The sequence below is a fragment of the Variovorax sp. RCC_210 genome (assembly GCF_041355175.1).
Classification (GTDB): Bacteria; Pseudomonadota; Gammaproteobacteria; order Burkholderiales; family Burkholderiaceae_C; genus Variovorax.
The window spans coordinates 1,213,136-1,233,254 of sequence record NZ_JBFUPJ010000001.1 but is presented as its reverse complement, the minus strand read 5'-3'; the positions used below and the strand labels follow the sequence as shown (position 1 = coordinate 1,233,254).

21 protein-coding genes are annotated in these 20,119 nt (G+C 69.0%); 12 read left to right on the top strand and 9 right to left on the bottom strand.

Going from position 1 to position 20,119, the window contains the following annotated elements:
• Nucleotides 1-20: 20 nt before the first annotated feature.
• Both AB6807_RS05800 and AB6807_RS05795 read left to right on the top strand, forming a co-directional pair.
• Nucleotides 21-1,760, top strand: coding sequence for an ABC transporter permease subunit (locus AB6807_RS05800; protein WP_371083836.1), 1,740 nt, complete (start codon nucleotides 21-23; stop codon nucleotides 1,758-1,760).
• Nucleotides 1,761-1,823: 63 nt separating this feature from the next.
• Nucleotides 1,824-2,918: an ABC transporter substrate-binding protein gene (locus tag AB6807_RS05795; protein ID WP_371083835.1), complete on the top strand. Its 1,095-nt coding sequence runs from the start codon at nucleotides 1,824-1,826 to the stop codon at nucleotides 2,916-2,918.
• 39 nt (nucleotides 2,919-2,957) lie between these two features.
• Here the strand turns inward: AB6807_RS05795 and AB6807_RS05790 are convergent, their stop codons facing one another.
• Nucleotides 2,958-3,593, bottom strand: coding sequence for a flavodoxin family protein (locus AB6807_RS05790; protein ID WP_371083834.1), 636 nt, complete (start codon nucleotides 3,591-3,593; stop codon nucleotides 2,958-2,960).
• Nucleotides 3,590-4,066 (bottom strand): ester cyclase, encoded by a 477-nt coding sequence (locus AB6807_RS05785; protein WP_371083833.1) that lies wholly within the window; start codon nucleotides 4,064-4,066, stop codon nucleotides 3,590-3,592. Before AB6807_RS05785 ends, AB6807_RS05790 begins: the two co-directional genes overlap by 4 nt.
• Nucleotides 4,067-4,133: 67 nt before the next feature.
• Between AB6807_RS05785 and AB6807_RS05780 the strand changes: the two genes are divergently transcribed.
• Nucleotides 4,134-5,084: a LysR family transcriptional regulator gene (locus AB6807_RS05780; protein WP_371083832.1), complete on the top strand. Its 951-nt coding sequence runs from the start codon at nucleotides 4,134-4,136 to the stop codon at nucleotides 5,082-5,084.
• On the opposite strand, the gene AB6807_RS05775 is transcribed toward AB6807_RS05780, so the two are convergent.
• The 6 genes from AB6807_RS05775 to AB6807_RS05750 form a co-directional block, all read right to left on the bottom strand.
• Nucleotides 5,071-5,277 (bottom strand): dodecin, encoded by a 207-nt coding sequence (locus tag AB6807_RS05775; RefSeq protein ID WP_371083831.1) that lies wholly within the window; start codon nucleotides 5,275-5,277, stop codon nucleotides 5,071-5,073. The two genes, AB6807_RS05780 and AB6807_RS05775, sit on opposite strands and share 14 nt — an antisense overlap.
• Before the next feature lie 64 nt (nucleotides 5,278-5,341).
• Nucleotides 5,342-6,523 (bottom strand): cytochrome c, encoded by a 1,182-nt coding sequence (locus AB6807_RS05770; protein ID WP_371083830.1) that lies wholly within the window; start codon nucleotides 6,521-6,523, stop codon nucleotides 5,342-5,344.
• Between the two features lies 1 nt (nucleotide 6,524).
• Entirely contained in the window at nucleotides 6,525-7,367 is an 843-nt protein-coding gene (locus AB6807_RS05765; RefSeq protein ID WP_371083829.1) for an ABC transporter ATP-binding protein, read from the bottom strand.
• Nucleotides 7,361-8,452 (bottom strand): ABC transporter permease, encoded by a 1,092-nt coding sequence (locus tag AB6807_RS05760; protein WP_371083828.1) that lies wholly within the window; start codon nucleotides 8,450-8,452, stop codon nucleotides 7,361-7,363. Before AB6807_RS05760 ends, AB6807_RS05765 begins: the two co-directional genes overlap by 7 nt.
• Nucleotides 8,449-9,465 (bottom strand): ABC transporter substrate-binding protein, encoded by a 1,017-nt coding sequence (locus AB6807_RS05755; RefSeq protein ID WP_371083827.1) that lies wholly within the window; start codon nucleotides 9,463-9,465, stop codon nucleotides 8,449-8,451. Before AB6807_RS05755 ends, AB6807_RS05760 begins: the two co-directional genes overlap by 4 nt.
• A gap of 95 nt (nucleotides 9,466-9,560) precedes the next feature.
• Nucleotides 9,561-10,526: a LysR family transcriptional regulator gene (locus AB6807_RS05750; RefSeq protein ID WP_371083826.1), complete on the bottom strand. Its 966-nt coding sequence runs from the start codon at nucleotides 10,524-10,526 to the stop codon at nucleotides 9,561-9,563.
• Between the two features lie 72 nt (nucleotides 10,527-10,598).
• On the opposite strand from AB6807_RS05750, the gene AB6807_RS05745 reads away from it, so the two are divergent.
• Nucleotides 10,599-11,318, top strand: coding sequence for an HAD family hydrolase (locus AB6807_RS05745; RefSeq protein WP_371083825.1), 720 nt, complete (start codon nucleotides 10,599-10,601; stop codon nucleotides 11,316-11,318).
• A 9-nt stretch (nucleotides 11,319-11,327) separates the two neighbouring features.
• Entirely contained in the window at nucleotides 11,328-12,479 is a 1,152-nt protein-coding gene (locus tag AB6807_RS05740) for a DSD1 family PLP-dependent enzyme (protein ID WP_371083824.1), read from the top strand.
• A 24-nt stretch (nucleotides 12,480-12,503) separates the two neighbouring features.
• On the opposite strand, the gene AB6807_RS05735 is transcribed toward AB6807_RS05740, so the two are convergent.
• Nucleotides 12,504-13,382 carry a helix-turn-helix domain-containing protein gene (locus tag AB6807_RS05735; RefSeq protein WP_371083823.1) on the bottom strand — a complete coding sequence of 293 codons (879 nt, stop codon included), beginning with the start codon at nucleotides 13,380-13,382 and terminating at the stop codon, nucleotides 12,504-12,506.
• Nucleotides 13,383-13,601: 219 nt separating this feature from the next.
• On the opposite strand from AB6807_RS05735, the gene AB6807_RS05730 reads away from it, so the two are divergent.
• The 7 genes from AB6807_RS05730 (at nucleotide 13,602) to AB6807_RS05700 (ending at nucleotide 20,085) form a co-directional block, all read left to right on the top strand.
• The gene (locus AB6807_RS05730) at nucleotides 13,602-14,471 is read left to right on the top strand and encodes a fumarylacetoacetate hydrolase family protein (protein WP_116907710.1); all 870 of its coding nucleotides are present in this window, start codon (nucleotides 13,602-13,604) and stop codon (nucleotides 14,469-14,471) included.
• Between the two features lie 8 nt (nucleotides 14,472-14,479).
• The gene (locus AB6807_RS05725; protein WP_371083822.1) at nucleotides 14,480-15,262 is read left to right on the top strand and encodes an alpha/beta fold hydrolase; all 783 of its coding nucleotides are present in this window, start codon (nucleotides 14,480-14,482) and stop codon (nucleotides 15,260-15,262) included.
• Between the two features lie 72 nt (nucleotides 15,263-15,334).
• Complete coding sequence (locus AB6807_RS05720; protein ID WP_371083821.1) at nucleotides 15,335-16,675, top strand: amidohydrolase family protein; 1,341 nt, start codon at nucleotides 15,335-15,337, stop codon at nucleotides 16,673-16,675.
• Between the two features lie 463 nt (nucleotides 16,676-17,138).
• On the top strand, nucleotides 17,139-17,408 hold the full coding sequence (locus AB6807_RS05715) for a hypothetical protein (protein WP_116907713.1): 270 nt from the start codon (nucleotides 17,139-17,141) through the stop codon (nucleotides 17,406-17,408).
• Nucleotides 17,409-17,642: 234 nt separating this feature from the next.
• Nucleotides 17,643-18,086, top strand: a complete 444-nt coding sequence (locus AB6807_RS05710; protein WP_371083820.1) for a helix-turn-helix domain-containing protein — start codon at nucleotides 17,643-17,645, stop codon at nucleotides 18,084-18,086.
• Nucleotides 18,083-19,492 carry a type II toxin-antitoxin system HipA family toxin gene (locus AB6807_RS05705; protein ID WP_371083819.1) on the top strand — a complete coding sequence of 470 codons (1,410 nt, stop codon included), beginning with the start codon at nucleotides 18,083-18,085 and terminating at the stop codon, nucleotides 19,490-19,492. The genes AB6807_RS05710 and AB6807_RS05705 overlap by 4 nt, the downstream gene beginning before the upstream one ends.
• Nucleotides 19,493-19,548: 56 nt before the next feature.
• Complete coding sequence (locus AB6807_RS05700) at nucleotides 19,549-20,085, top strand: GrpB family protein (RefSeq protein ID WP_371083818.1); 537 nt, start codon at nucleotides 19,549-19,551, stop codon at nucleotides 20,083-20,085.
• Nucleotides 20,086-20,119: the final 34 nt, after the last annotated feature.

The window sequence follows — 20,119 nt, the reverse complement described above, 5'->3', positions numbered from 1 at the left end:
GGCCGCGCTGGCGGGCCCGCGTGAACCTGCGCAACCCCGCGTGGCTGCTCGCGCCGGCGCTGCTGTTCTTCGCCTTCTTCTACGTGTTGCCGCTGCTCAACCTGCTGCAGCTGAGCGTGGCGGGCGACGCCGGGTTGTCTTTCTACGCCCGTGTGTTCGAGGTGCCGCTGTACTGGGAGTCGCTGGTGCGCACCTTCGGCATCGCGGCGGCGGTGGCGGCGCTGTGCGCGCTGTTCGGCTACCCGACGGCGTTACTCATCCACCGCGCGCGGGGCACCTGGAAGCTGGTGCTGACGGCGGCGGTGGTGCTGCCGTATTTCATCTCGGTGCTGATCCGTACCTATTCGTGGATGGTGCTGCTGGGGCGCAACGGGCCCATCAACAAGCTGCTGCTGGCGCTCGGCGTGGTCGATGCGCCGCTGCCGCTCATCTTCAATCGCGCGTCGGTGCTCATCTCGATCAGCGCGGTGCTGCTGCCGCTGATGGTGCTCACCGTGGGCGGCAGCCTGGCGCGCATCGATCCGCTGGTGCAGCGCGCGGCCACGGCCAGCGGGGCAGGGCCGCTGGCCGTGTTCTGGCGCGTGCTGTTCCCGCAGACGCTGCCGGGGCTGCTGGCGGGCGTGCTGCTGGTGTTCATCTCGGCGCTGGGCTTCTTCATCACGCCCTCGCTGCTGGGCGGGCCGGCCGACCAGATGTTCGCGATGCACATCACCCAGCAGGCGGACTTTCTGGCCAGCGGCGGTTTCCTGCAGTCGCTGGCGGCGGTGCTGCTGGCGGTCACCTTGCTGGTGGTCGCGGTGGCGGCGCGCTTCCTGGGGCTGGAGTTCATCTGGGGCGGGCAAAAGGCGGGCAAGCCGGTGCGTGATGTGGCCCGCGGCGGCGCGGCTTCATGGCGGCACGCCGTGCTCGGGCGTGTGCTCGACCGCATGGCCGATGCGCTCGGCTGGCCGCTGCTGCGTGCGCTCGGCGCGGTGCCGGCGTGGCTGGGGCGGCTGGTGTCGGGCGCGTTGGCGGCCGTGGCCTTGCTGACGCTGCTGCTGCCCATCGCCATCGCCGCGCTCATCTCGTTCAGCGACTCGGCCTACATGCGCTTTCCGCCGCCCGCGTACTCGCTGCGCTGGTACGAAAAGTTCCTGTCGGACCCGGTGTGGATGTCGTCGCTCGGCACCTCGGTGGCGGTCGGGCTGCTGGCCACCGTCATCTCGGTGGTGCTCGGCACCGCGGCGGCGTTCGGCCTTGTGCGCTCGTCGCTGCGCGGCAAGACGGCGTGGATGACCTTTCTGGTCAGCCCGCTCATCGTGCCCGGCGTGGTGCTGGGCCTGTCGCTGTACAGCCTGTTCCTGCGCGCCGGGCTGGCGGGCAGCGTGCCGGGCCTGGCCGCGGCCCATGCCATCGGCGGCATTCCGCTGGTGCTGGTGATCGTCGCGGCCAGCCTGCAGGCGGTGGACATGCGCCAGGAGCAGGCCGCGGCCGTGCATGGCGCATCGCCGCTGCGGGTGTTCTGGTTCGTCACGCTGCCGGCCATTCGCCCGGGCGTGCTGGCGGCGTCGTTCTTCGCGTTCCTGCATTCCTTCGACGACCTCGTGCTGTCGATGTTTCTCAGCGGCGCGCGCATGACCACGCTGCCGCTGCGGCTGTGGGGCAACGTCAACTACAAGCTCGACCCCGTGCCGGCGGTGGTGGCCACCTTCGAGGTGGCGCTGATCGTGGCCGGCCTGTTCTTCGCGCGCTCGGCCTGGGCCGCGCGCCAGCGGCGCTGAGCAATCAAAGAGCCACAGCGCCTTCCCGTTTCTGTTTGTCATTTGAAGAAAGAAAGCATCCGCATGAAGCAATCGAGTCCCCGTCCGCTGCAGACCCTGCTCGCCCTGGCCATCGCGCTGGGCAGCGCCTGCGGCGTCGGCCCGGCCTGGAGCCAGGCCAAGGAAGTGGTCACGCAAGACCCGGGCGGCACCTACGGCGAGAACCTGCGCCGCCTGGTGTACGACCCCTTCACCAAGGACACCGGCATCAAGGTGCTCACCGTGCAGGAGGCCCGCGGCGGCCCGCGCGTCAAGGCGCAGGTGGAGGCCAAGCGCACCGAGTGGGACCTGAGCTTCATCTTCGACCAGGAGGTGCGCCAGCTCGACCCCTACCTGGCCGAGATCGACTACAAGAAGCTCACGCCCGAGGCGCAGAAGACCGTCGCCTCGCTGCCCAAGGAGGCCGTGCGGCCCAAGGGCGTGGCGCTGCAGGTGATCGGCGTGGCGCTGGTCTACAACAAGGAAGCCTTTCCGTCGAAGAAGTACCCCAAGACCTGGGCCGACTTCTGGAACGTGAAGGACTTTCCGGGCAAGCGCTGCCTGCCGCAGTGGTCGCGCTTCGTGTTCGAGTCGGCGCTGCTGGCCGACGGCGTGCCGGCCGACAAGATCTATCCGGTCGACTTCGACCGCGCGCTGCGCAAGATCGCCGAGATCAAGCCGCACGTGGTCAAGTGGTGGCTGACCAATTCGCAGGCGCCGCAGCTGCTGCTCGACGGCGAGGCCTCGGCCTGCCTGTCCTACACCGGACCGGTGGCGCGCCTGAAGAAGGAAGACGCCAACGCCCCGCTGGAGCTGACCTGGGACCAGGCCTTTACCTACTACGACTTCTTCTCCATTCCGAAGGACGCGCCGCACTACGACGCCGCACTCAAGCTGCTGTCGTACCGGCTGGACGCCGAGCGCGCCGCCCGCGTGGCCGAGGCCACCAGCGTGGCGCTGCCGTCGCCGCGCGTGTATGCCGCGGCCGACCCCAAGCTGCGCGACTACTGGACCAACAGCCCCGAGGTGGAGAAGAAGGCGATCAAGTGGAACGCCGATTTCTGGGGCGCGAAGGCACCGGACGGCACCACGAACGAGGAATACGCGCAGCAGAAGCTCAACCAGCTGCTGGCGCGCTGAGCGCGCGCTCAGCGCGTTTCCCGCGGGCAAGCCGGCAGATCAGGCGGCCGCCGCCACGGCTTCCGGCTGGCTGACTGCCGCGTACCGGCGCACATGCTGCGCCAGGTAGCGCCCGTGCTTGCCGGCCGACAGCGCATCGGCCGGGTCCAGCGCCGGCGGGCTGCCCGGCGCACCGCCGTTCTGCGCCATCAGGCCCATGAACGAGGCCAGGCGGTTGGTGCCGTCTGCCTGGTGCGGCAGCTCGTTCCAGTTGAGCCAGGTCATGCCGTGCTGCGCCGCCAGCAGGTTGAAGTAGGCGAGCGTGTGCAGCTTGTCGCCGCTCGGGCTGCCACTGATGGTGAACCCGCCCGCGAACTTGCCGACCCAGCCGCGGCCGTACCAGATGCCCGCCGTGGCATCGGCAAAGGCCTTGAACGGCGCGGCCGCGCCGCCCATGAAGGTGGGCGAGCCGAACACGATGGCGTCGGACGCGCTCAATGCCTCGAGCACCGCGTCGTCCTGCCAGCGGCCCTTGTCGATCTGCTCGCCGGTGACGCGCAGCAGCTTCACCTGCACGCCGTCGACCGAGGCCGCGCCTTCGCCGATGGCCTGTGCCAGCAGGTCGGTGGTGCCGGTGCCCGAAAAGAAGACGACCGAGAGCGTCGACACGGTGGATGCGGCAGTGGCGCGGCTCATGCAGCGGCTCCGCCGGCCGGGCTGGCGCCCACCTGGTTGAACCAGCCGAACCAGTCTTCCAGGTGCCAGGTGTGCGTGAGGCGTCCGTCGGCGATGCGGTGGAATTCGTGGATGGCGATTTCGAACGGCTTGCCGCTGGGCGCCACCCCGAACCATTCACCGGTGTGCACGCCGGTGATGGCGGCGCGCACCGCCGCACGGCCCGGCACGCCGATCATTTCGTGCACGGTGATGCGCAGGTCCGAGAAGGCGGCCCGGAAGGCCACCACCATCGGCTTGATGCCTTCGCGGCCGGGGCCCTGGCCGGGCGCGAGCGGCACGTCGTCCCAGTCTTCGGCGAGCACCTCGTCGAGCAGGTCGGTGTCGCCCTCGCTGAAGGCGCGGTACAGGGTTTCGATGGCGTGCCGTTCGGCGGCGGAGAGGCCGGCGACGAGCGCCGGCGCGGCGTTGGTTTCAGTGGTGTGTGAGTTCATGCCGCCAGCGTAAGAATTCGGCGGTCATAAGTAAAATCGATTGACGGTATGTGAGAGCATTCGTTCCATGGATTTACATGGCATCGACCTCAACCTGCTCGTCGCCTTCGATGCGTTGCTCGCCGAGCGCAGCGTGACCCGCGCGGGCGCCCGCATCTACCGTTCGCAACCAGCGGTGAGCGCCGCGCTGGCCAGGCTGCGCATGCTGCTGAAAGACGAACTCTTCGTGCGCGGCCCCAACGGCCTGCAGCCCACGCCGCGCGCGCTCGACATCGGCGAGCCGCTGAGCCAGGCGCTGGCCGAGATCCAGCGCATCCTGCAGTTCACCCAAGCCTTCGATCCGGGCTCGTCGCCGGCCACCTTCAGCATCGCGCTGTCGGAGCATCCGGCCTTCGTGCTGTTGCCGCGGCTCATCGCCTTCCTGGCCGAAGTCGCGCCGCAGGTGGACCTGCGCGTGCGCAGCTTCACCGCGCGCGACGACGCGGTGGCGCTGCTCGATGCGGGGGAGGTCGACCTGGCGGTCGGCGTGCCGCCCACGTCGCCGTCGGGGCGCATCCTGACGCAGCCGCTGTTCGAGGAAAGCTTCGTGTGCGTGATGCGCAAGGGCCATCCGGCCGCCACGGTGCCGCTGACGCTCGATGCCTTCGTCGCGCTCACGCACCTGCTGGTGTCGCCCGAGAACGAGCGCTTCGGGCTGGTCGACGCGCAGCTTGTGCAGCAGGGGCTTCAGCGCCGGCTCGGGCTCACGTTGCCGCACATGTACGCGGCGCCCATGCTGGTCGCGCACTCCGACATGGTCGCGACGCTGATGCACGGCGTGGTGCTGGCATCGGGCTACGTAGGCGAGCTGTGCGTGCAGCCGCCGCCGCTGGCGCTGGCCCCGGTGCCTTTCGTGATGGCCTGGCACCGGCGCAACGACGCGCACCCGGCGCAGCGCTGGCTGCGCGACAGCGTGGCCGGTTTGCCGGGGCTGGGCCAGGGGCACCTTGCCCCATCGAGTCCGATCACTCCAGCGTGAAGCCGATCTTCAGCGACACCTGCCAGTGCGCCACCTTGCCATCGACCACATGGCCGCGCGTTTCGGTCACGGTGAACCACTGGATGTTGCGCACCGTTTCGTGCGCCTTGGCGATGGCGGTCTGCACGGCGTCTTCGATGCCGGTGGGCGACGAGCCGGTGAGCTCGAGGGTCTTGTAGACGTGGTTGGACATGGGAGCGTCTCCTTCAGGGTGGTTGAAAAAAGGCGGCAGGCAAAAACATCGTAGTCCTGTTGCGCTAGTGGACGAAGCCGCCCTTGACGAAGCGCACCGGCTCGGCGTCCATGCGGGCGATGAGGGCGCCGAGTCCGTCGGGCGGCAGGGGCAGGGGTTTTGAACCGGCGCGCGCGGGCGCGTCGGTGCGGCACAGCAGGTCGTCGTCGCTCCATTCGTTCTTGCCGGGCTCGCCGCGCGCGCGCAGCCAGCCGTCGCGGTCGACGATGAGCTGCGTGCCCGCGAGCCGGTCGGTCGCGGCGATGAGCGAGAAGGCCGACCATGCGGTGGGCGCGTCGGCCACGCAATCACCGGTTTGAGCATCGCCAAATTGGGCATCGCCAGCCTGCGCGTTCGGCTTCAGAAACACCGTGACCATGCGCGGGTCTTCGAGCAGGGGCTGCCCGCCGCCGGCCGCCACGATGCGCAGGCGCTGCCCGCGCCAGCTGCTCAGCATGCGCCGCGGCTTGCCCTTGCATTGCACGGCCATGTCGGGCGGCGCGATGGGCTGCGTCCACAGGCCGGCCGCGCGCAGGCTTTCTCCTGCGCCCTGGGCCTTCATGAAATCGATGAGCGCCCAGGCGTCTTCGTCGCGCAGCGCGGGGCCGAAGCCGGGCATGGTGACGGCGCCGCGCCGGTCGCGCACGCCGTTCAGCACGTGCCACAGCACGTCGCCATCGGCGCGCCGCCACAGCAGCGGGCCGGCAAGGTTGGGCGGCCACACGGGCTGCGCGGCGGCCAGCGGGCCCTGGCCCTTGCCATCGGTGCCGTGGCAGGCCACGCACTGGGCGGCATACAGCACGCGCCCGCGGTCGATGCTGGCGGCGGTGAAGCCCGTGGGCGATTGCTGGAAGCTGGTCGGGTAGGCCGGCACCAGCACCACGTTGGCCTCGGGCCAGGGCGCCAGCACCACCAGCAGCGTGGTCAGCGCCACCAGCCACAGCCGGCGGCGGCGCCACAGCAGGGCCAGCAGCAGCACCACGAATGCCACGGCAAGCACCACCACCGTCAGCCCGAGGCGCCTCGCCTGGCCCAGGTCGATCAGCAGGTTCTCGCCCGACAGCCGGTGGTCCCACGGCCACGCCGGCTGGCCGTGCGCCTGCACCACCAGCCCCAGCGCATCGAGCACGCGCAGCAGTTGCAGTTGCGCCCCCTGCAGCAGGCCGATCAGCAGGTTGAGCCAATCGGCCTCGGGAACGCTGCCCATGTCACCAGGTGGCGTCGAGCCCGAGGTGCTTCAGCGCCTCGTGCCGCAGCTCGGCCAGGCGAGCGTCGCCGCGGTGGCGAGGGTAGGGCAGGTCGACCACGATTTCCGCAGCGATGCGCGCCGGCCGGTCGCTCAGCACGATCACGCGGTTGGCCAGGAACAGCGCCTCTTCCACGTCGTGCGTGACCAGCAGGGCGGAGAAGCCCGCGCGCTGCCACAGGTTGACCAGCTCGCTCTGCATGGCGATGCGCGTGAGCGAATCGAGCTTGCCCAGCGGCTCGTCGAGCACCAGCAGCTGCGGGTCGTTGACGAGCGCGCGCGCCAGCGCCACGCGCTGCGCCATGCCGCCCGAGAGGTGGTGCGGAAAGGCTTTCGCAAAATCGGTCAGGCCCACGAGCTTGAGCGCCTCGTCGACACGGCTGCGCTGCTCCTTCAGCACGCCGCGCGCCTGCAGGCCCAGCGCCACGTTGTCCCACACGCTGCGCCAGGGGTAGAGCGTCGGGTCCTGGAACACGACGATGCGCGACGGGTCGGGCCGGGTGATGGCCTGGCCGTCTTGCGTGATGGTGCCGGTGGTGGCGGGCTCCAGCCCGGCCACCAGCCGCAGCAGCGTCGACTTGCCGCAGCCGCTGGGCCCCAGCAGCGCCACGAACTCGCCGGGCTGCACCTGCAGGTCGATGCCGTCGAGCACCTGCAGCACGCCGCCGGACACCTCGAACCAGTGGCTGACGCCACGGATGTCGATGTGCGCGCCCTTGGTCGTCGTTGCAGCAGTTGCCGCAGCTGTCACGGTGGCTGCAGCGTCGGTCGGCGCAGGCGCGGGGGGAAGCACGGCGTTCACCATTTGACGGTTCCTTTCTGCCACGACAGCACGCGGTCGCGCACCTTGAACAGCAATGTGATCAGGCCCGAGCACAGCGCGGCCATGACGAACAGCGCCGCGTACATGTTGGCGTAGGCGGCCCAGCCCTGTGCCCACTGCAGGTACCAGCCCAGCCCGGCCTTCACGCCCATCATCTCGGCCGTGATCAGCACCGAGAACGACGCGCCGAGGCCCATGAACAGGCCCACGAACACCTGCGGCAGCGCGGCCGGAATGGCCACGCGCAGCACCAGGAAGCGCTCCGACGCGCCCAGCGTGCGCGCCACGTCGTAGTAGCTCTTGTTGACCGAGGCCACGCCCGACCAGGTGAGCACCGCCACCGGGAAGAAGGTGGCCAGCGCCACCAGGAACACCGCCGCCACGTAGCTCGAAGGCGCGAAAAAGAAGGCCAGCGGCAGCAGCGCCGACGCGGGCACCGGCCCCAGAAAGCGCAGCAGCGGATGCACCCAGTACCCGGCGATGCGCGACCAGCCGATCAGCACGCCCGTGACGAAACCCACCAGCGCACCCAGCACGAAACCGTTGGCCAGGAGGCGCAGCGAGTACGCGGTCGACAGGCCCAGGCGCTGCCAGTCTTCGTTCACCACGTCGATCAGGCTTTGCGGCGGCGCGAAGAAGGGGGAGGGCAGCACGCCGAGCTTGGCCGTGGCGGCCTCCCACACGGCGAACACCACGGCCAGCGCCACCAGCCACTGGCCGGCCGGGCGCAGCGTTTGCGTCACCTTGCCCGCGCGCGAGCCGAGCAGGCCGATGGCCAGCAGCACGGCGGCCACCACCAGCGTGGCAATGCCGAACTCGTCGGTGAAGGCCCAGTCGCTGAAGCCCACCGACTTGTTCGGCCACAGCAGCGTGAGCAGGCCGAGCGCGAACCAGGCGGCGGCGGCCAGCAGGCCGGTGGCCCAGAGACCCGTGGGGGCGGCGGGGCGCAGCAGGACGGTGTCTGCAGCTCTCGTTGCCGCAACGGGCGCGCGTTGCGCACGCTGTGGAGCAGGCGCGTCGCCGTGCCGGCCCAGCGGCGCGTCCAGGAGTTGTTCGGCGGTCGTCATGCGAGCACGTCCAGCGAAACCTGGTTCGCGAAGCGGGTCACGTCGGTGCTCTTCTTCAGGATGCCGGCGTTGCGGAAGTCAGTGGCGAAGGCTTCCACTTCGTTGCGCAGCGCCTTGCCCGCCGGGTGGTGCTTGTAGGTGAGCTCGGCGAGCAGCTTCTGCAGGTCTTCGAGCGGCACCTTGGGTGCGTACTTCGAATAGATCCTGGCGGCCTCGTTCGGGTTTTCCGACACGTAGTCAGACGCCTGCGCCAGCGCGCGCACCACGGCGGCGGCGCGCGGCTTGTCGTTGCGCGCGAACTCTCCGCGCGCGCCCACGATGCAGCACAGCCGCTCGGCGTATTCGCCCTTGGCGCTGTTGGCCAGTTCGACGAACACACCCGGGTTGCGCTTCTCTATGAGGAACACGTTCGGGTCGCCGTCGGCAATCACCTGCACTTCGCCCTTTTTCACGGCCACGTCGAGCAGGTCGGCGGGGTACACGCGCCAGTCGACGTCCTTGTCGATGTCGATGCCCTTCTTGGCCAGGTGAATGGCGTAGAACTGGCGCGCCGGGCTGTTCTGGTCGGACACGCCGATGGTCTTGCCCTTCAGGCTCGCCACGTTCGACGTGACGCCCGCCGCCTTGGCGCCGATGAGCCGCAGGCAGCCGCCGTGCACGCTGCCCACCACCTTCACGTCGAAGCCCGCTTCCAGCGGCTTCACCCAGCGGTGGATCAGGCCCACGCCCACGTCGGCCTTGCCGGTGGCCAACGCCTCGAGCATCTGGTCCGACGAGCCGGCCCAGTTCAGCAGGTCGACATCGAGCCCGTTCTTCTCGAAGAAGCCGCGCTCCAGGGCCACCGGCACCGGTGCCAGGCAGAAGCCGGCCTGGCTCCAGGCGAAGGTGAGCTTGCGCGGCTGTGACGAGGCCGAGGCACCCAGCAGCGCCGCGGAGCCGACCACGGCGGCGGCGGCGCCGGCCTGCAGCACGCTGCGGCGCGAGGGCGGCAAGTGATCGAGAGGAACGTTCATCGGAGCTTCTCCACCGGAATGTTTGGAAGCCCGGAGTGTTGGCGCGCGCCCCCGGCGCCAACAACGAATGAATGCGGCTATGGATATGCGCGCAGCTACTTTCCGGCGGTGCCGAAGCTCTCGACCAGGAAGGCGACGATGGCCTGCACGCGCGCCGTGCGCCCCTTGCGGCTGGGCACCAGCAGCGTGACCGGGGCGCTGTCGAACTGCCAGTCGGGCAGCACGCGCACCAGCGTGCCGCGCGCCACGGACTCGGCCGCGTCCCACTGCGATCGAAGCACCAGGCCCATGCCTTGCTCGGCCCACTGGCGGGCCACGGCGCCGTCGTTGGTCACGTAGGCGGGGCTGATGCGCAGGGTTTCGCGGGTGGTGGCCTTCATCGGCCGGGTTCGAAGTGCCGCGCCAGTCTTCGCGGGCCGAGGTCGAACGGATGCACCCGTCGTCGCCGGCCGCAGGTGCCACAGCGTCACGTCTTCGTCGTTCTCGCGAATGCAGATGCAGTCGTGTGCCATCACGTCGCGCGGCAGGTGGGGCGTGCCGCGCAGGCGCAGGTAGTCGGGGCTGGCGCACAGCCAGCGCTCGTTGTCGCTCAGCGTGCGCGCCACCCACGACGAGTCGCGCACCGCGCCGATGTGGATCACCGCGTCGGCGTCGTGCCGGTCGGGCCAGGGCGTTTCGCGCAGGTCCAGCTGCATGTGCAGGCCGGGGTGCAGGCGGGCGAAGCGCACCAGCATCGGCGCGATGTACTGGCGGCCGTAGCCGAACGGCGCGGCGATGCGCAAGGTGCCCGTGAGCCGCTGGTCGTCGCGCTGCATCGATTCGCGCAGCCCCTCGATCTGCCCGAGCAGCGCGGCGGCTTCGCGCGCGAAGCGTTCGCCCTCGGGCGTGAGGGCCAGCCGGCGCGAGGTGCGCGTGGCCAGCGACAGGCCCAGCGTGGCCTCCAGCTTGCGCAGGCGCATCGACAGGGCCGGCGGCGTCACGTCGAGCGCGCGGGCCGCGGCGCTCAGCGAAGGCTCGCGCAGCAGGGCGGCGGCGAGCTGCATGTCTTCGACCTGGATCATTAACGTGTGCTTAACGATTGATGAGCGCACATTGAAGCACAGGCGGGGTCTTGGCACGTAGAGTCCGTGGCCATGCACACACCCACTTCCCCGCAAGACCGACCGCAGGATCGACCGCAAGAAGCGCTGCAAGATTCCGCGCGCTACCCCCGCGCCGTGCTGTTCGACCTGCTCACCGCGCTGCTCGATTCCTGGGCCGTGTGGAACACCGCCGCCGGCGCCGAGGACAAGGGCCGCGCCTGGCGCGCCGAGTACCTGCGCCTGACCTACGGCTGCGGCGCCTACGTGCCCTACGAACAGCTCGTGAAAGACGCCGCGCGCAACACCGGCATGGCCGCCTCGGCCCCTGATGCGCTCGAAGCCCAGTGGCACACGTTGCCCGTGTGGGACGGCGCCCGCGAGCTGCTGCTGGCGCTGAAGCCGCATTGCAAGCTGGCCGTGGTCACCAACTGCTCGAAGCGGCTCGGCCACCAGGCGGCGGCGCGGCTGGGCATCGAGTGGGACGTGGTCGTCACGTCGGAGGAGGCCGGCTTCTACAAGCCCGACCCGCGCCCGTACCAATTGGCGCTCGACCGGCTCGGCGTGAAGGCGGCGGATGCGGCCTTCGTCGCCGGCTCGGGCTACGACATGTTCGGCACCTCGGCGGTCGGGCTGCGCACCTTCTGGCACAACCGCGTGGGCCTGTCGCTGCCGCAGGGCGCGCCGCCGCCCGAGCTGCAGGGCGACACGCTGGCGCCGGCGTTGCCGTGGCTGCAATCGTTCGGCCCACGGGCCGCGGACCTGAACACCTGAAGAGAACCCATGAACACACTCGCCACGCTCGACACCCTGGACACCCTGGACACGCCCGCAGCCCTCATCGAACGCACGCGCATGCAGCGCAACATCGAGCGCATGCAGCAGCGCATGAACGCGCTCGGCGTGCGCTTTCGTCCGCATGTGAAGACCACCAAGTGCATCGACGTGGCCAGGGCCCAGCGCGATGCGGGCGCGCAGGGCATCACCGTGTCCACGCTGAAAGAGGCCGAGCAGTTCTTCGCGCACGGCTTCACCGACGTCCTGTACGCCGTCGGCATGGCGCCGCACCGGCTGCAACATGCGATGGAACTGCGCCGGCGCGGCTGCGCGCTGGTCATCATCACGGACGGCGCCGAGTCGGCGCGCGCCATCGCCGAGTTCGGCCGCGCGAACGGCGAGGTGTTCGACGTGCTGATCGAGGTCGACACCGACGGCCACCGCTCCGGCATCCGCCCCGAGGAAGACGCGCTGCTGCAGGTCGCGCGCTCGCTGCACGAAGGCGGCATGCGCCTGGGCGGCGTGATGACGCACGCCGGCTCCAGCTACGAGCTCGACACGCCCGAGGCCCTGCGCGCCATGGCCGAGCAGGAGCGCGCGGGCTGCGTGCACGCCGCGCAGCGGATTCGCGATGCGGGCCTGCCGTGCCCCGTGGTCAGCGTCGGCTCCACGCCCACGGCGTTGATGGCGCAGTCGCTCGAAGGCGTGACCGAGGTGCGGGCGGGCGTGTACGTGTTCTTCGACCTGGTGATGCGCAACGTGGGCGTGTGCAGCGAGAGCGACATCGCGCTCAGCGTGCTCACCACCGTCATCGGCCACCAGGTCGAGAAGGGCTGGGCCATCGTCGATGCCGGCTGGATGGCCATGAGCCGCGACCGGGGCACGCAGAAGCAGAAGCGCGACTTCGGCTATGGGCAGGTGTGCGCGGTGGATGGCACCGTGCTCGAGGGCTATGTGCTGAGCGGCGCGAACCAGGAGCACGGCATTTTGTCGCGCGAAGGCACGGCCGACACGGACATTGCCGCGCGCTTTCCCATCGGCACGCGGCTGCGCGTGTTGCCGAACCATGCCTGCGCGACGGGGGCGCAGTTTCCGGAATACCACGCGCTGGGGGAAGACGGCGCGTTGCAGACGTGGGGGCGGTTCCACGGCTGGTGAGCGCGGGGGCCGCCCCAACGCAAGCTAGACGCTCGGCTCCCTCGGAATCCCCGTGACCGTCACCGGCGAAGGGTCGCGCGTCGCGCGCTTGAAGATCGAAGGCGACACGCCGGTGTGCTCCTTGAAGAAGCGCGAGAAATTGCCCGGCGCGGAAAACCCCAGGTCGAGCGCCACGTCGGTCAGCGCGCTGCCTTCGGCCACGCGCCGCATGGCTTCTTCCACGCGCACGCCGCTCCAGAACACCTGCGGCGTGGTGTTGAGCTGGTCGCGAAACAGCGCGAAGAAGTGGCCGCGCGACAAGCCCACCTTGGCCGCGATCTCGTCGATGGTCGTGATCTCGGACACGTGCTCGCGCATGTAGGCGATGGCACTGCGCAGGCGCTGGTCGAGCATGACCCCGACGCCGCCGACCCCACCGATGCCGTTCACTGGCGGCTCCACGCCACCGGCGGTGGATGTGGCAATCGCCGTTTCCAGCAGCCGCTCCACCTCGTCGTCGATGGCCGGGCGCGCACCTCTCGCCGAAATGATCAGGTCCAGCACGCGCCAGCACGAGCGGCGCAGCGCCGCGTTGATGGGCACGCGCGGCGACGGAAACCTGAAGCTGCGCCCGGTGGCATTGCCCAGGTCGTCCAGCCACTGGCGCGAGATCATGAACACCAGGAAGAGGCAGCCGCCGGAGCTCTCCATGACCATGTCGTGCGCCTCGAAGGCGTTGACGCCCAGCGCCACGTTCTCGCCGTAGGGCACCACCTCGTTGCCCACATGGGCGACCGCATGCGTGCCGCCGAGCCAGAAGGCCAGCTGCGATTCCGAATGCGCGTGCGCCACCAGGTTGGCGCGCGACTCCAGGACGATCGCCGTGCCGAACGCGCCTTCATGCAGTGCGTATGCCTCCGCCATGTCTCCGTGTCCTTGGTTCGTCGTTCGTGGGGTCTACGGCGCGATTGTTCGCCCGCGCGAGGCCCGCGAAATGGCCCCATCGGGTAAGTCCCTAGCACTTCACCTGACTCCTTGATACGCCGCCGGATGCACCGATAAGCGGCCGCGGCCGCCCGTTTCTAAAGTTGCGCCATCCCCGCGACAACCCTTCGCAACAACACCTCACAGGAGCCAGCAGCCATGCGCATCGCCACCTACATTTCCGACGGCACCCGACACGTGGGACTCGTGTCCGAAGACGGCCAGACGATCAACACCCTGGCCCTCACGCCGGCCCAGGCCGCCGCCGGGGCCCTGCACCTCATCGAGTCGCTGGCCGAAGGCGGCACGCTGCCCGCGGCCAGCGGCGCCGCCGTCAAGGTGGCCGACGTGACGCTCGACGCACCGCTGCCCAAGCCGCGCCGCAACCTCTGGTGCGTGGGCCGCAACTACCACGCGCATGCCAAGGAGCTGTCGGCCTCGGTCTTCAAGGACAACAGCGCTAAGACCGACGAATGGCCCATCGTGTTCACCAAGGTGCCCGAATGCGTGGTCGGCCCGCACGACGAGGTGCTGCTGCCCGGCGCGGTGTCCACGCAGATCGACTACGAGGCCGAGCTGGCCGTGGTCATCGGCAAGGGCGGCAAGAACATCGCGCGCGGCGACGCGATGGCGCACGTGTTCGGCTACACGGTGGTCAACGACGTGACCGCTCGCGACGTGCAGATTCGCCACGGGCAGTGGGACATGGGCAAGTCCTTCGACACCTTCTGCCCGATGGGTCCGTGGATCGTGACGGCGGACGAGTTCGACGGCACGAAGACGCGCGTGCGCTGCTGGGTGAACGGCGAGCTGCGGCAAGACGGCCCGACGGAAAACATGATCTTCGACATTCCGACGCTCATCGAGACCATCTCGCGCGGCATCACGCTGTACCCCGGCGACGTGATCGCCACCGGCACGCCGGCCGGCGTCGGCATGGGCATGGCACCGCCGCGCTACCTGAAGGCGGGCGACGTGGTGCGGGTCGAGATCGACCGGCTCGGCGCCATCGAGAACAAGTTCGTCTGAGCACCGCCATGACCACGCAAATCATTCAAGGCATGGCCGTGGAAATCGACGGCAACGGCGAGGCGCTGCTGTGCATCCACGGGCTGGGCGGCTCGTCGAACACATGGACGCCGGTGCTCGCGGCGATGACGAGCTTCCAGGCGATTCGGCCCGACCTGCCGGGCAGCGCCCGTTCCGCGCTGCCGCAAGAGGCGCTGTCCATCGAAGGCTACGTTTCGGCGCTCGAGGCGCTGCTCGCGAGCCTGGGCGTCGAGTCGCTGCACATCGCCGCGCATTCGCTCGGGACCATCGTGGCGCAGCACTTCGCGGTGCGCAACCCGGGCAAGGTGCGGTCGCTGGCGCTCTTCGGGCCGCTGGTCGCGCCGCCCGAAGCGGGTCGCCCGAACATCCGTGCGCGCGCCACCGCGGCGCGTGGCGGCGCGGCGGCCCTGCAGGACATTGCCGACGCCATCGTCAAGGGCGCCACCAGCCAGGACACCAAGGCGCAACAGCCGGCCGTGCTGGCGCTGGTGCGCGAGAGCGTGATGCGCCAGTCGCCCGAAGGCTATGCGCAGAGCTGCGAGGCGCTGGCCGGCGCGCAGTCGGCCGACATCGAGCGCATCGGAGTGCCCGTGCTGCTGGTGACCGGCGACGAAGACGGCGTGGCGCCGCCTGCCAACGTGGCCGCCATGGCCGCGCGCATCGCGGGCGCCAGGCAGGTGGTTGTCGAAGGCTGCGGCCACTGGACGACCTTCGAGAAGCCGCAGCGCTGCATGCAGGAGCTGCAGCAGTTCTACGCCGCGCTGCGCTGACATCTTTTTTCTTTCAGGCGATCACGTATTCATCAACCCATGTCCGGCGCCACGGGCCGGAGGAGACAAGCCATGACCCGCATTGCATTCACCAACGTCCGCATCTTCGACGGCTCGGGCGAAGACACCTACACCGGCGACGTGCTGGTCGAGGGCAAGCGCATCGTCGACGTGGCGCGCAGCCCGCGGCGCGTGAGCACCGACGACGCGCGCGTCATCGACGGCAAAGGGCGCTTCCTGATGCCCGGCATGACCGAGGCGCACACGCATTTCTCGTGGAACGACCAGCCTTCGCTGGCCGCCATCCAGTTCATGCCGCCCGAGGAGCACATGCTGTGGTGCGTGCGCGTGGCCAAGCGCTACCTCGACATGGGGTGGACATCGGCCATCGGCGCGGCGGCGGCCAAGCCGCGGCTCGACGTGGTGCTGCGCAACGCCATCGAGGCCGGCGAATTCCCCGGCCCGCGCTACCTCGCGGGCAGCCAGGAAATCACCACCATCGGCGCGCTGGGCGACAACACCCTGCCGCACATGAAGTTCGAGGAGCTGAGCTTCGGCAGCGTGTGCAGCGGGCCGGAAGAAATCCGCCGCTCCGCGCGCACCTTCATCAAGTACGGCGTCGACCATCTGAAGATCAACCTGTCGGGCGAATACATCGCCGGGCTGCCGGCGGAGATGTCGCCTTTCGCCGAAGAAGAAGTGGCCATGCTCGCCCAGGAGGCCAAGCGCTACGGCAAGCGCATGGCCGCGCATGCGCGCTCCAGCGAATCGGTGAAGCAGTGCGTGCGCCACGGCATCGAAATGGTCTACCACGCGAGCTTTGCGGATGCCGAAGCGCTCGACATGCTCGAAGCCGCGAAGGACAAGCACTTCGTGGCGCCCGGCATCGGCTGGCTGATTCGCACCACCTACAACGCGGCCGAGTACGGCATCACCGAAGCCGTGGCCACGCAGATGGGCTACAAGCGCGAGCTGGAGATTGCGTCGGCCTCGCTGCGCGAGATGCACAAGCGCGGCATTCGCATCCTGCCCGGCGGGGACTACGGCTTTGCGTGGATGCCGCACGGCACCAACGCCAACGACCTGCAGTACTTCGTCGACTACATCGGCATGACCCCGAAAGAGGCGCTGATGGCCGCGACCCGGCTCGGCGGGCAGATCATGCAGCGGCCCGACGAACTGGGGCAGCTGAAGGCCGGCTTCCTGGCGGACATCGTGCTGGTCGATGGCGATCCGCTGCAGAACCTGGCGCTGCTGACGGACCCGGCCAAGGTGCAGCTGGTCATGAAAGACGGCGTGATCCACAAGGACTGCGCCACGCCCGTGCCGGCGCACGCGGCCTTGCACCTGGAAGGCGCGGACACGCCGTTGCAGGAGCAGGGCGTGCGCGAGGCGCTGGCGGAAATGCATTGAGCGCGCAGGGCGCCGGCCCGCGCCCACGCACCGGGCCGCGCAACGCGAAGTGACTGGTGAAGCGACGGCCCTTCGAGAACAACGCGCATGTTCTCCAGGGGCTTCATCGGTTTACAAAGCGCCCGAATTGTTGTCAATGTTCAGCCACACGACTTAGTCGCGCGAACTGAGACTTTCTAGCGCATCCGTTCCCCCCGCGCGCCCCTCTCTTGCCTAAAGTGAATGCCCCTGACATTCACGCCCCACCCGTGGGCAAGGAAGGCATCACACGCAAGCACCCCTTTGAACCGGACCCGCTTGGTCTCGCAGCGCATGCGCCGGTGCATGGGGCATCGGCAGCAATCGCGAGGCACCAAAGACACCAAAGAAACACCAGGCACAAAAGGCGACGGCCGGAGCGCACAACCGCTCCGACCGTCTGACCACATGAAGTGCAAAACCGTTGAAAGAAAACGCACCACAAATGGCTGATCGCACTATAGCCCCGCCCTACGGGCCGGCACCCTCCAACGCACCCGCCATGCCCGACGGCCCGGGCCCCTCGGACCTGCTCGAGAACACGCTCGCGCAACTGACCTCTTTCCTCTGGGCCTGCCACGGCGACGGCACCCGTTGGCGCGAGCGCGAAAGCAAGGAGCACCTCGACAACGTCTTGTGGCTCGCATGGGAGCTGGCGCAGAAGGCGCAAACGCTGTTCCAGCAATGCGCGAGCGAGCTGAACAAGAAGGCTTGAACCAAGCCTGTTGAGTAGCGCCCCGTTCGCAGGGGCGTGAAGGGAGGGGCGGGCACGGCGCGCAGCGGCGTGCCCGCTCCCAGGTCTTCCAGCGCACGAAGAGCCGCTGCGCCCTCCGAACGCCTCAACTTCGTATCGAATACGATAAATTATCTAAAACGTATCGAATACGCAACTTGCAATAAGGTTGCGAATACGGTAAGTTGCGATAAATATCATCGAATACGCAACACCATGAGCACCTCGCTGGAACTGGCCCAACGCCTGGAAGCCGCCCGGCTCGCCAGCGGCCTGACGCGGCGACAGCTGACCGAGCAGGCTGGCGTGAGCCGCCAGGCCGTGTACCGGTTGTTCAAGGGCAACGACGTGCAGGTGTCGACCCTGCTGGCCGTCATGGAGGTGCTGCAACTCGACCTCGCCACCGTGCCCCGGGCGCTCAAGCGCGCGCTGCCCGAACTCGACCTGCGCGATGCAGCGCCAGTGCCGACCCAGGCAAGGGCCCAGGCCACCACCAACGCGGTCAGCCCGCCCGCTGCTTCGGCCCACGTGCTGTCCGCCGTGCAGCGCCGGCTGGCAGGCCTCAAGAAAAACGCCGTGGCACCCATCGCCGCGACTGCATTGGCCACGGCGGCCCCCACCGTTCCCGCCGCCCCTGCCACCAGAAAGCGCCGCAAATGAACGTGCCCGTTCTCGTCATCAAGCTGTATGGCCGGCGCATCGGTTGCCTGTTCAAGTACGAGCAACCCGCGTCACCGCCCGTGATGCGCTTCGTCGCCGACGAGGGCTACGCGCGGCTGCCGTGGGACGAGGCCGATGTGCTCTCGGAGTCCATGCGCGCGGCCGACCCGGCGCAGCAGCAATCGTTCTGGCTCGACGTGACCCGGCCCGAATTCAACACCGTGCTCGGCGGCAAGGGCGACTACCAGCTGCCGCCGTTCTTCCAGAACCTGCTGCCCGAAGGCGTGTTCCGCCGCTTCGTGGCCGAAGAGGCCCGCATCGATCCGCTGGACCACATGGGCATGATTGCCGCCTGCGGCAAGAACATGCCGGGCGCGGTCACCGCCGAGTGGGAAGACATCTCGCGCGCCACGCTGCAGCGCCTGGTCACCCAGAACCAGGACGCGCTCGAGGCCTCGGTGTGGTCCGAGCCCTTTCAGGACGCGCTGTCGATCTCGGGCGTGCAGCCCAAGATCGGCGTCAACAAGAACGCCGAGGGTCGCTTCGTGGGCCGCACGTCGAAGGGCGACGCGGCCATCATCGCCAAGCTGCCGTCGTCCGAGTACGCGCGCATGCCGCAGCTCGAAAACCTCAGCATGACGCTGGCCGGCCTCGCGGGCGTGGCCGTGTGCCGGTTCGAGCTGGCGCCCATGTCGGCCCTGGCCGCGCCGCACCGCTACGACCTGGGCGACGAGGTGGACGGCCAGTTCCTCGCCGTGACCCGCTTCGACCGCGAGGCTCACCTCAATCACGTCAAGGGCGGCAAGGTGCACTTCGAAGACTTCGCGCAGGTCTTCGGCGTGCCGCCCGAGCAGAAGTACGCCGAGTCTTACCTCGCCATCGCCGCCGTGCTGTTGGGCTTGCCCGAATGCGGCGAGCCGGCGGTGCACGAGCTGCTGCGGCGCATCGAGGTCAACGAGCTGCTGGGCAATGCCGACATGCACCTGAAAAACCTCGGGCTGCTCTACCGCGACCGCCACCATGCGCAGCTGGCGCCGGCCTACGACATCACCGCGACCTTGCTCTACAACGGCGCCAGGGGGCATGCCCTGCGGCTGATGCCGGGCGGCGACAAGCAGCACACCGACGCCATCCTCAGCCCCACGCGGCTGCAGGCCTTCTGCAACGAACTGGGCCTGCAGGTCGCGGGCGCGGCCAAGGTGGTGCGCGACACCGCGGCCGAAGCCGCGCGGCATTGGCTGGCGCCCATCGTGGCCAGCGGTGTCACGCCCCGGCAGAAGCTGCAGCTGCTCACGCGCCTGGCGGGCAATCCGCACCTGCGGCAGGCGGCACGGCGGCTGCGCCGGCCCGAGCTGCTCGAGCAATGGGACGAGGCCGTGCGGTCGATGGGGCAGGGCAAGGCCTGACGCCCACGACACCAAAGCAACGCACTGCGGCAACCACACCACCGCAAGGAGACGCCATGAAGATCGATGCCTTCGACGAGAGCCTGCAGCAACGCAACATCGTGCCTTACAGCCCTGCGTATGCCGAGGTGTTCGCGCGCGTGCAGCGCCATGTGGAAGACCGGCTCGAGGGCGTCGAACTCGTGCACATCGGCAGCACCGCCATCGCGGGCTTGAGGGGCAAGCCCATGGTCGATGCCGCCGCCATCGCCAGCGCGCAAGACCTGCGTGCCGTGCAGCGCGAATTCGAGCGGCTCGGCTTCCACCGCCGGCCCGTGTGGGTGGACACCGACGAGAAGCCCTATGTGTGCGCAAGCGTCGTGCACGAAGGGCGCAGGTTCAACATCAACATCCACGTGTGCCACCGGGGCGATCCGGTGCACGTGGACTCGCTGGCGTTCATGAAGATCCTGAACGAGCGGGCCGACCTGCGCGCGAAGTACGAGGCCGCGAAGGACCACGCGCATGAGATCGACCCGGTGAACCCGGAGGTCTACAACCGGGCGAAGGAGGGCGTGATCAAGGAGATTCAGGCGGAAATTCGGGCACGTTAGACCGGCACCTCCGGCTCGCTCCAGATTCCGAATG

Coding starts and splice junctions, on each gene's coding strand:
- AB6807_RS05740 (WP_371083824.1), top strand. CDS start 11,328: ATGAACACACTCGCCACGCTCGACACCCTGGACACCCTGGACACGCCC.
- AB6807_RS05715 (WP_116907713.1), top strand. CDS start 17,139: ATGGCTGATCGCACTATAGCCCCGCCCTACGGGCCGGCACCCTCCAAC.
- AB6807_RS05745 (WP_371083825.1), top strand. CDS start 10,599: ATGCACACACCCACTTCCCCGCAAGACCGACCGCAGGATCGACCGCAA.
- AB6807_RS05700 (WP_371083818.1), top strand. CDS start 19,549: ATGAAGATCGATGCCTTCGACGAGAGCCTGCAGCAACGCAACATCGTG.
- AB6807_RS05770 (WP_371083830.1), bottom strand. CDS start 6,523: ATGGGCAGCGTTCCCGAGGCCGATTGGCTCAACCTGCTGATCGGCCTG.
- AB6807_RS05755 (WP_371083827.1), bottom strand. CDS start 9,465: ATGAACGTTCCTCTCGATCACTTGCCGCCCTCGCGCCGCAGCGTGCTG.
- AB6807_RS05760 (WP_371083828.1), bottom strand. CDS start 8,452: ATGACGACCGCCGAACAACTCCTGGACGCGCCGCTGGGCCGGCACGGC.
- AB6807_RS05705 (WP_371083819.1), top strand. CDS start 18,083: ATGAACGTGCCCGTTCTCGTCATCAAGCTGTATGGCCGGCGCATCGGT.
- AB6807_RS05710 (WP_371083820.1), top strand. CDS start 17,643: ATGAGCACCTCGCTGGAACTGGCCCAACGCCTGGAAGCCGCCCGGCTC.
- AB6807_RS05795 (WP_371083835.1), top strand. CDS start 1,824: ATGAAGCAATCGAGTCCCCGTCCGCTGCAGACCCTGCTCGCCCTGGCC.
- AB6807_RS05765 (WP_371083829.1), bottom strand. CDS start 7,367: ATGGTGAACGCCGTGCTTCCCCCCGCGCCTGCGCCGACCGACGCTGCA.
- AB6807_RS05730 (WP_116907710.1), top strand. CDS start 13,602: ATGCGCATCGCCACCTACATTTCCGACGGCACCCGACACGTGGGACTC.
- AB6807_RS05780 (WP_371083832.1), top strand. CDS start 4,134: ATGGATTTACATGGCATCGACCTCAACCTGCTCGTCGCCTTCGATGCG.
- AB6807_RS05785 (WP_371083833.1), bottom strand. CDS start 4,066: ATGAACTCACACACCACTGAAACCAACGCCGCGCCGGCGCTCGTCGCC.
- AB6807_RS05720 (WP_371083821.1), top strand. CDS start 15,335: ATGACCCGCATTGCATTCACCAACGTCCGCATCTTCGACGGCTCGGGC.
- AB6807_RS05790 (WP_371083834.1), bottom strand. CDS start 3,593: ATGAGCCGCGCCACTGCCGCATCCACCGTGTCGACGCTCTCGGTCGTC.
- AB6807_RS05725 (WP_371083822.1), top strand. CDS start 14,480: ATGACCACGCAAATCATTCAAGGCATGGCCGTGGAAATCGACGGCAAC.
- AB6807_RS05775 (WP_371083831.1), bottom strand. CDS start 5,277: ATGTCCAACCACGTCTACAAGACCCTCGAGCTCACCGGCTCGTCGCCC.
- AB6807_RS05735 (WP_371083823.1), bottom strand. CDS start 13,382: ATGGCGGAGGCATACGCACTGCATGAAGGCGCGTTCGGCACGGCGATC.
- AB6807_RS05750 (WP_371083826.1), bottom strand. CDS start 10,526: ATGATCCAGGTCGAAGACATGCAGCTCGCCGCCGCCCTGCTGCGCGAG.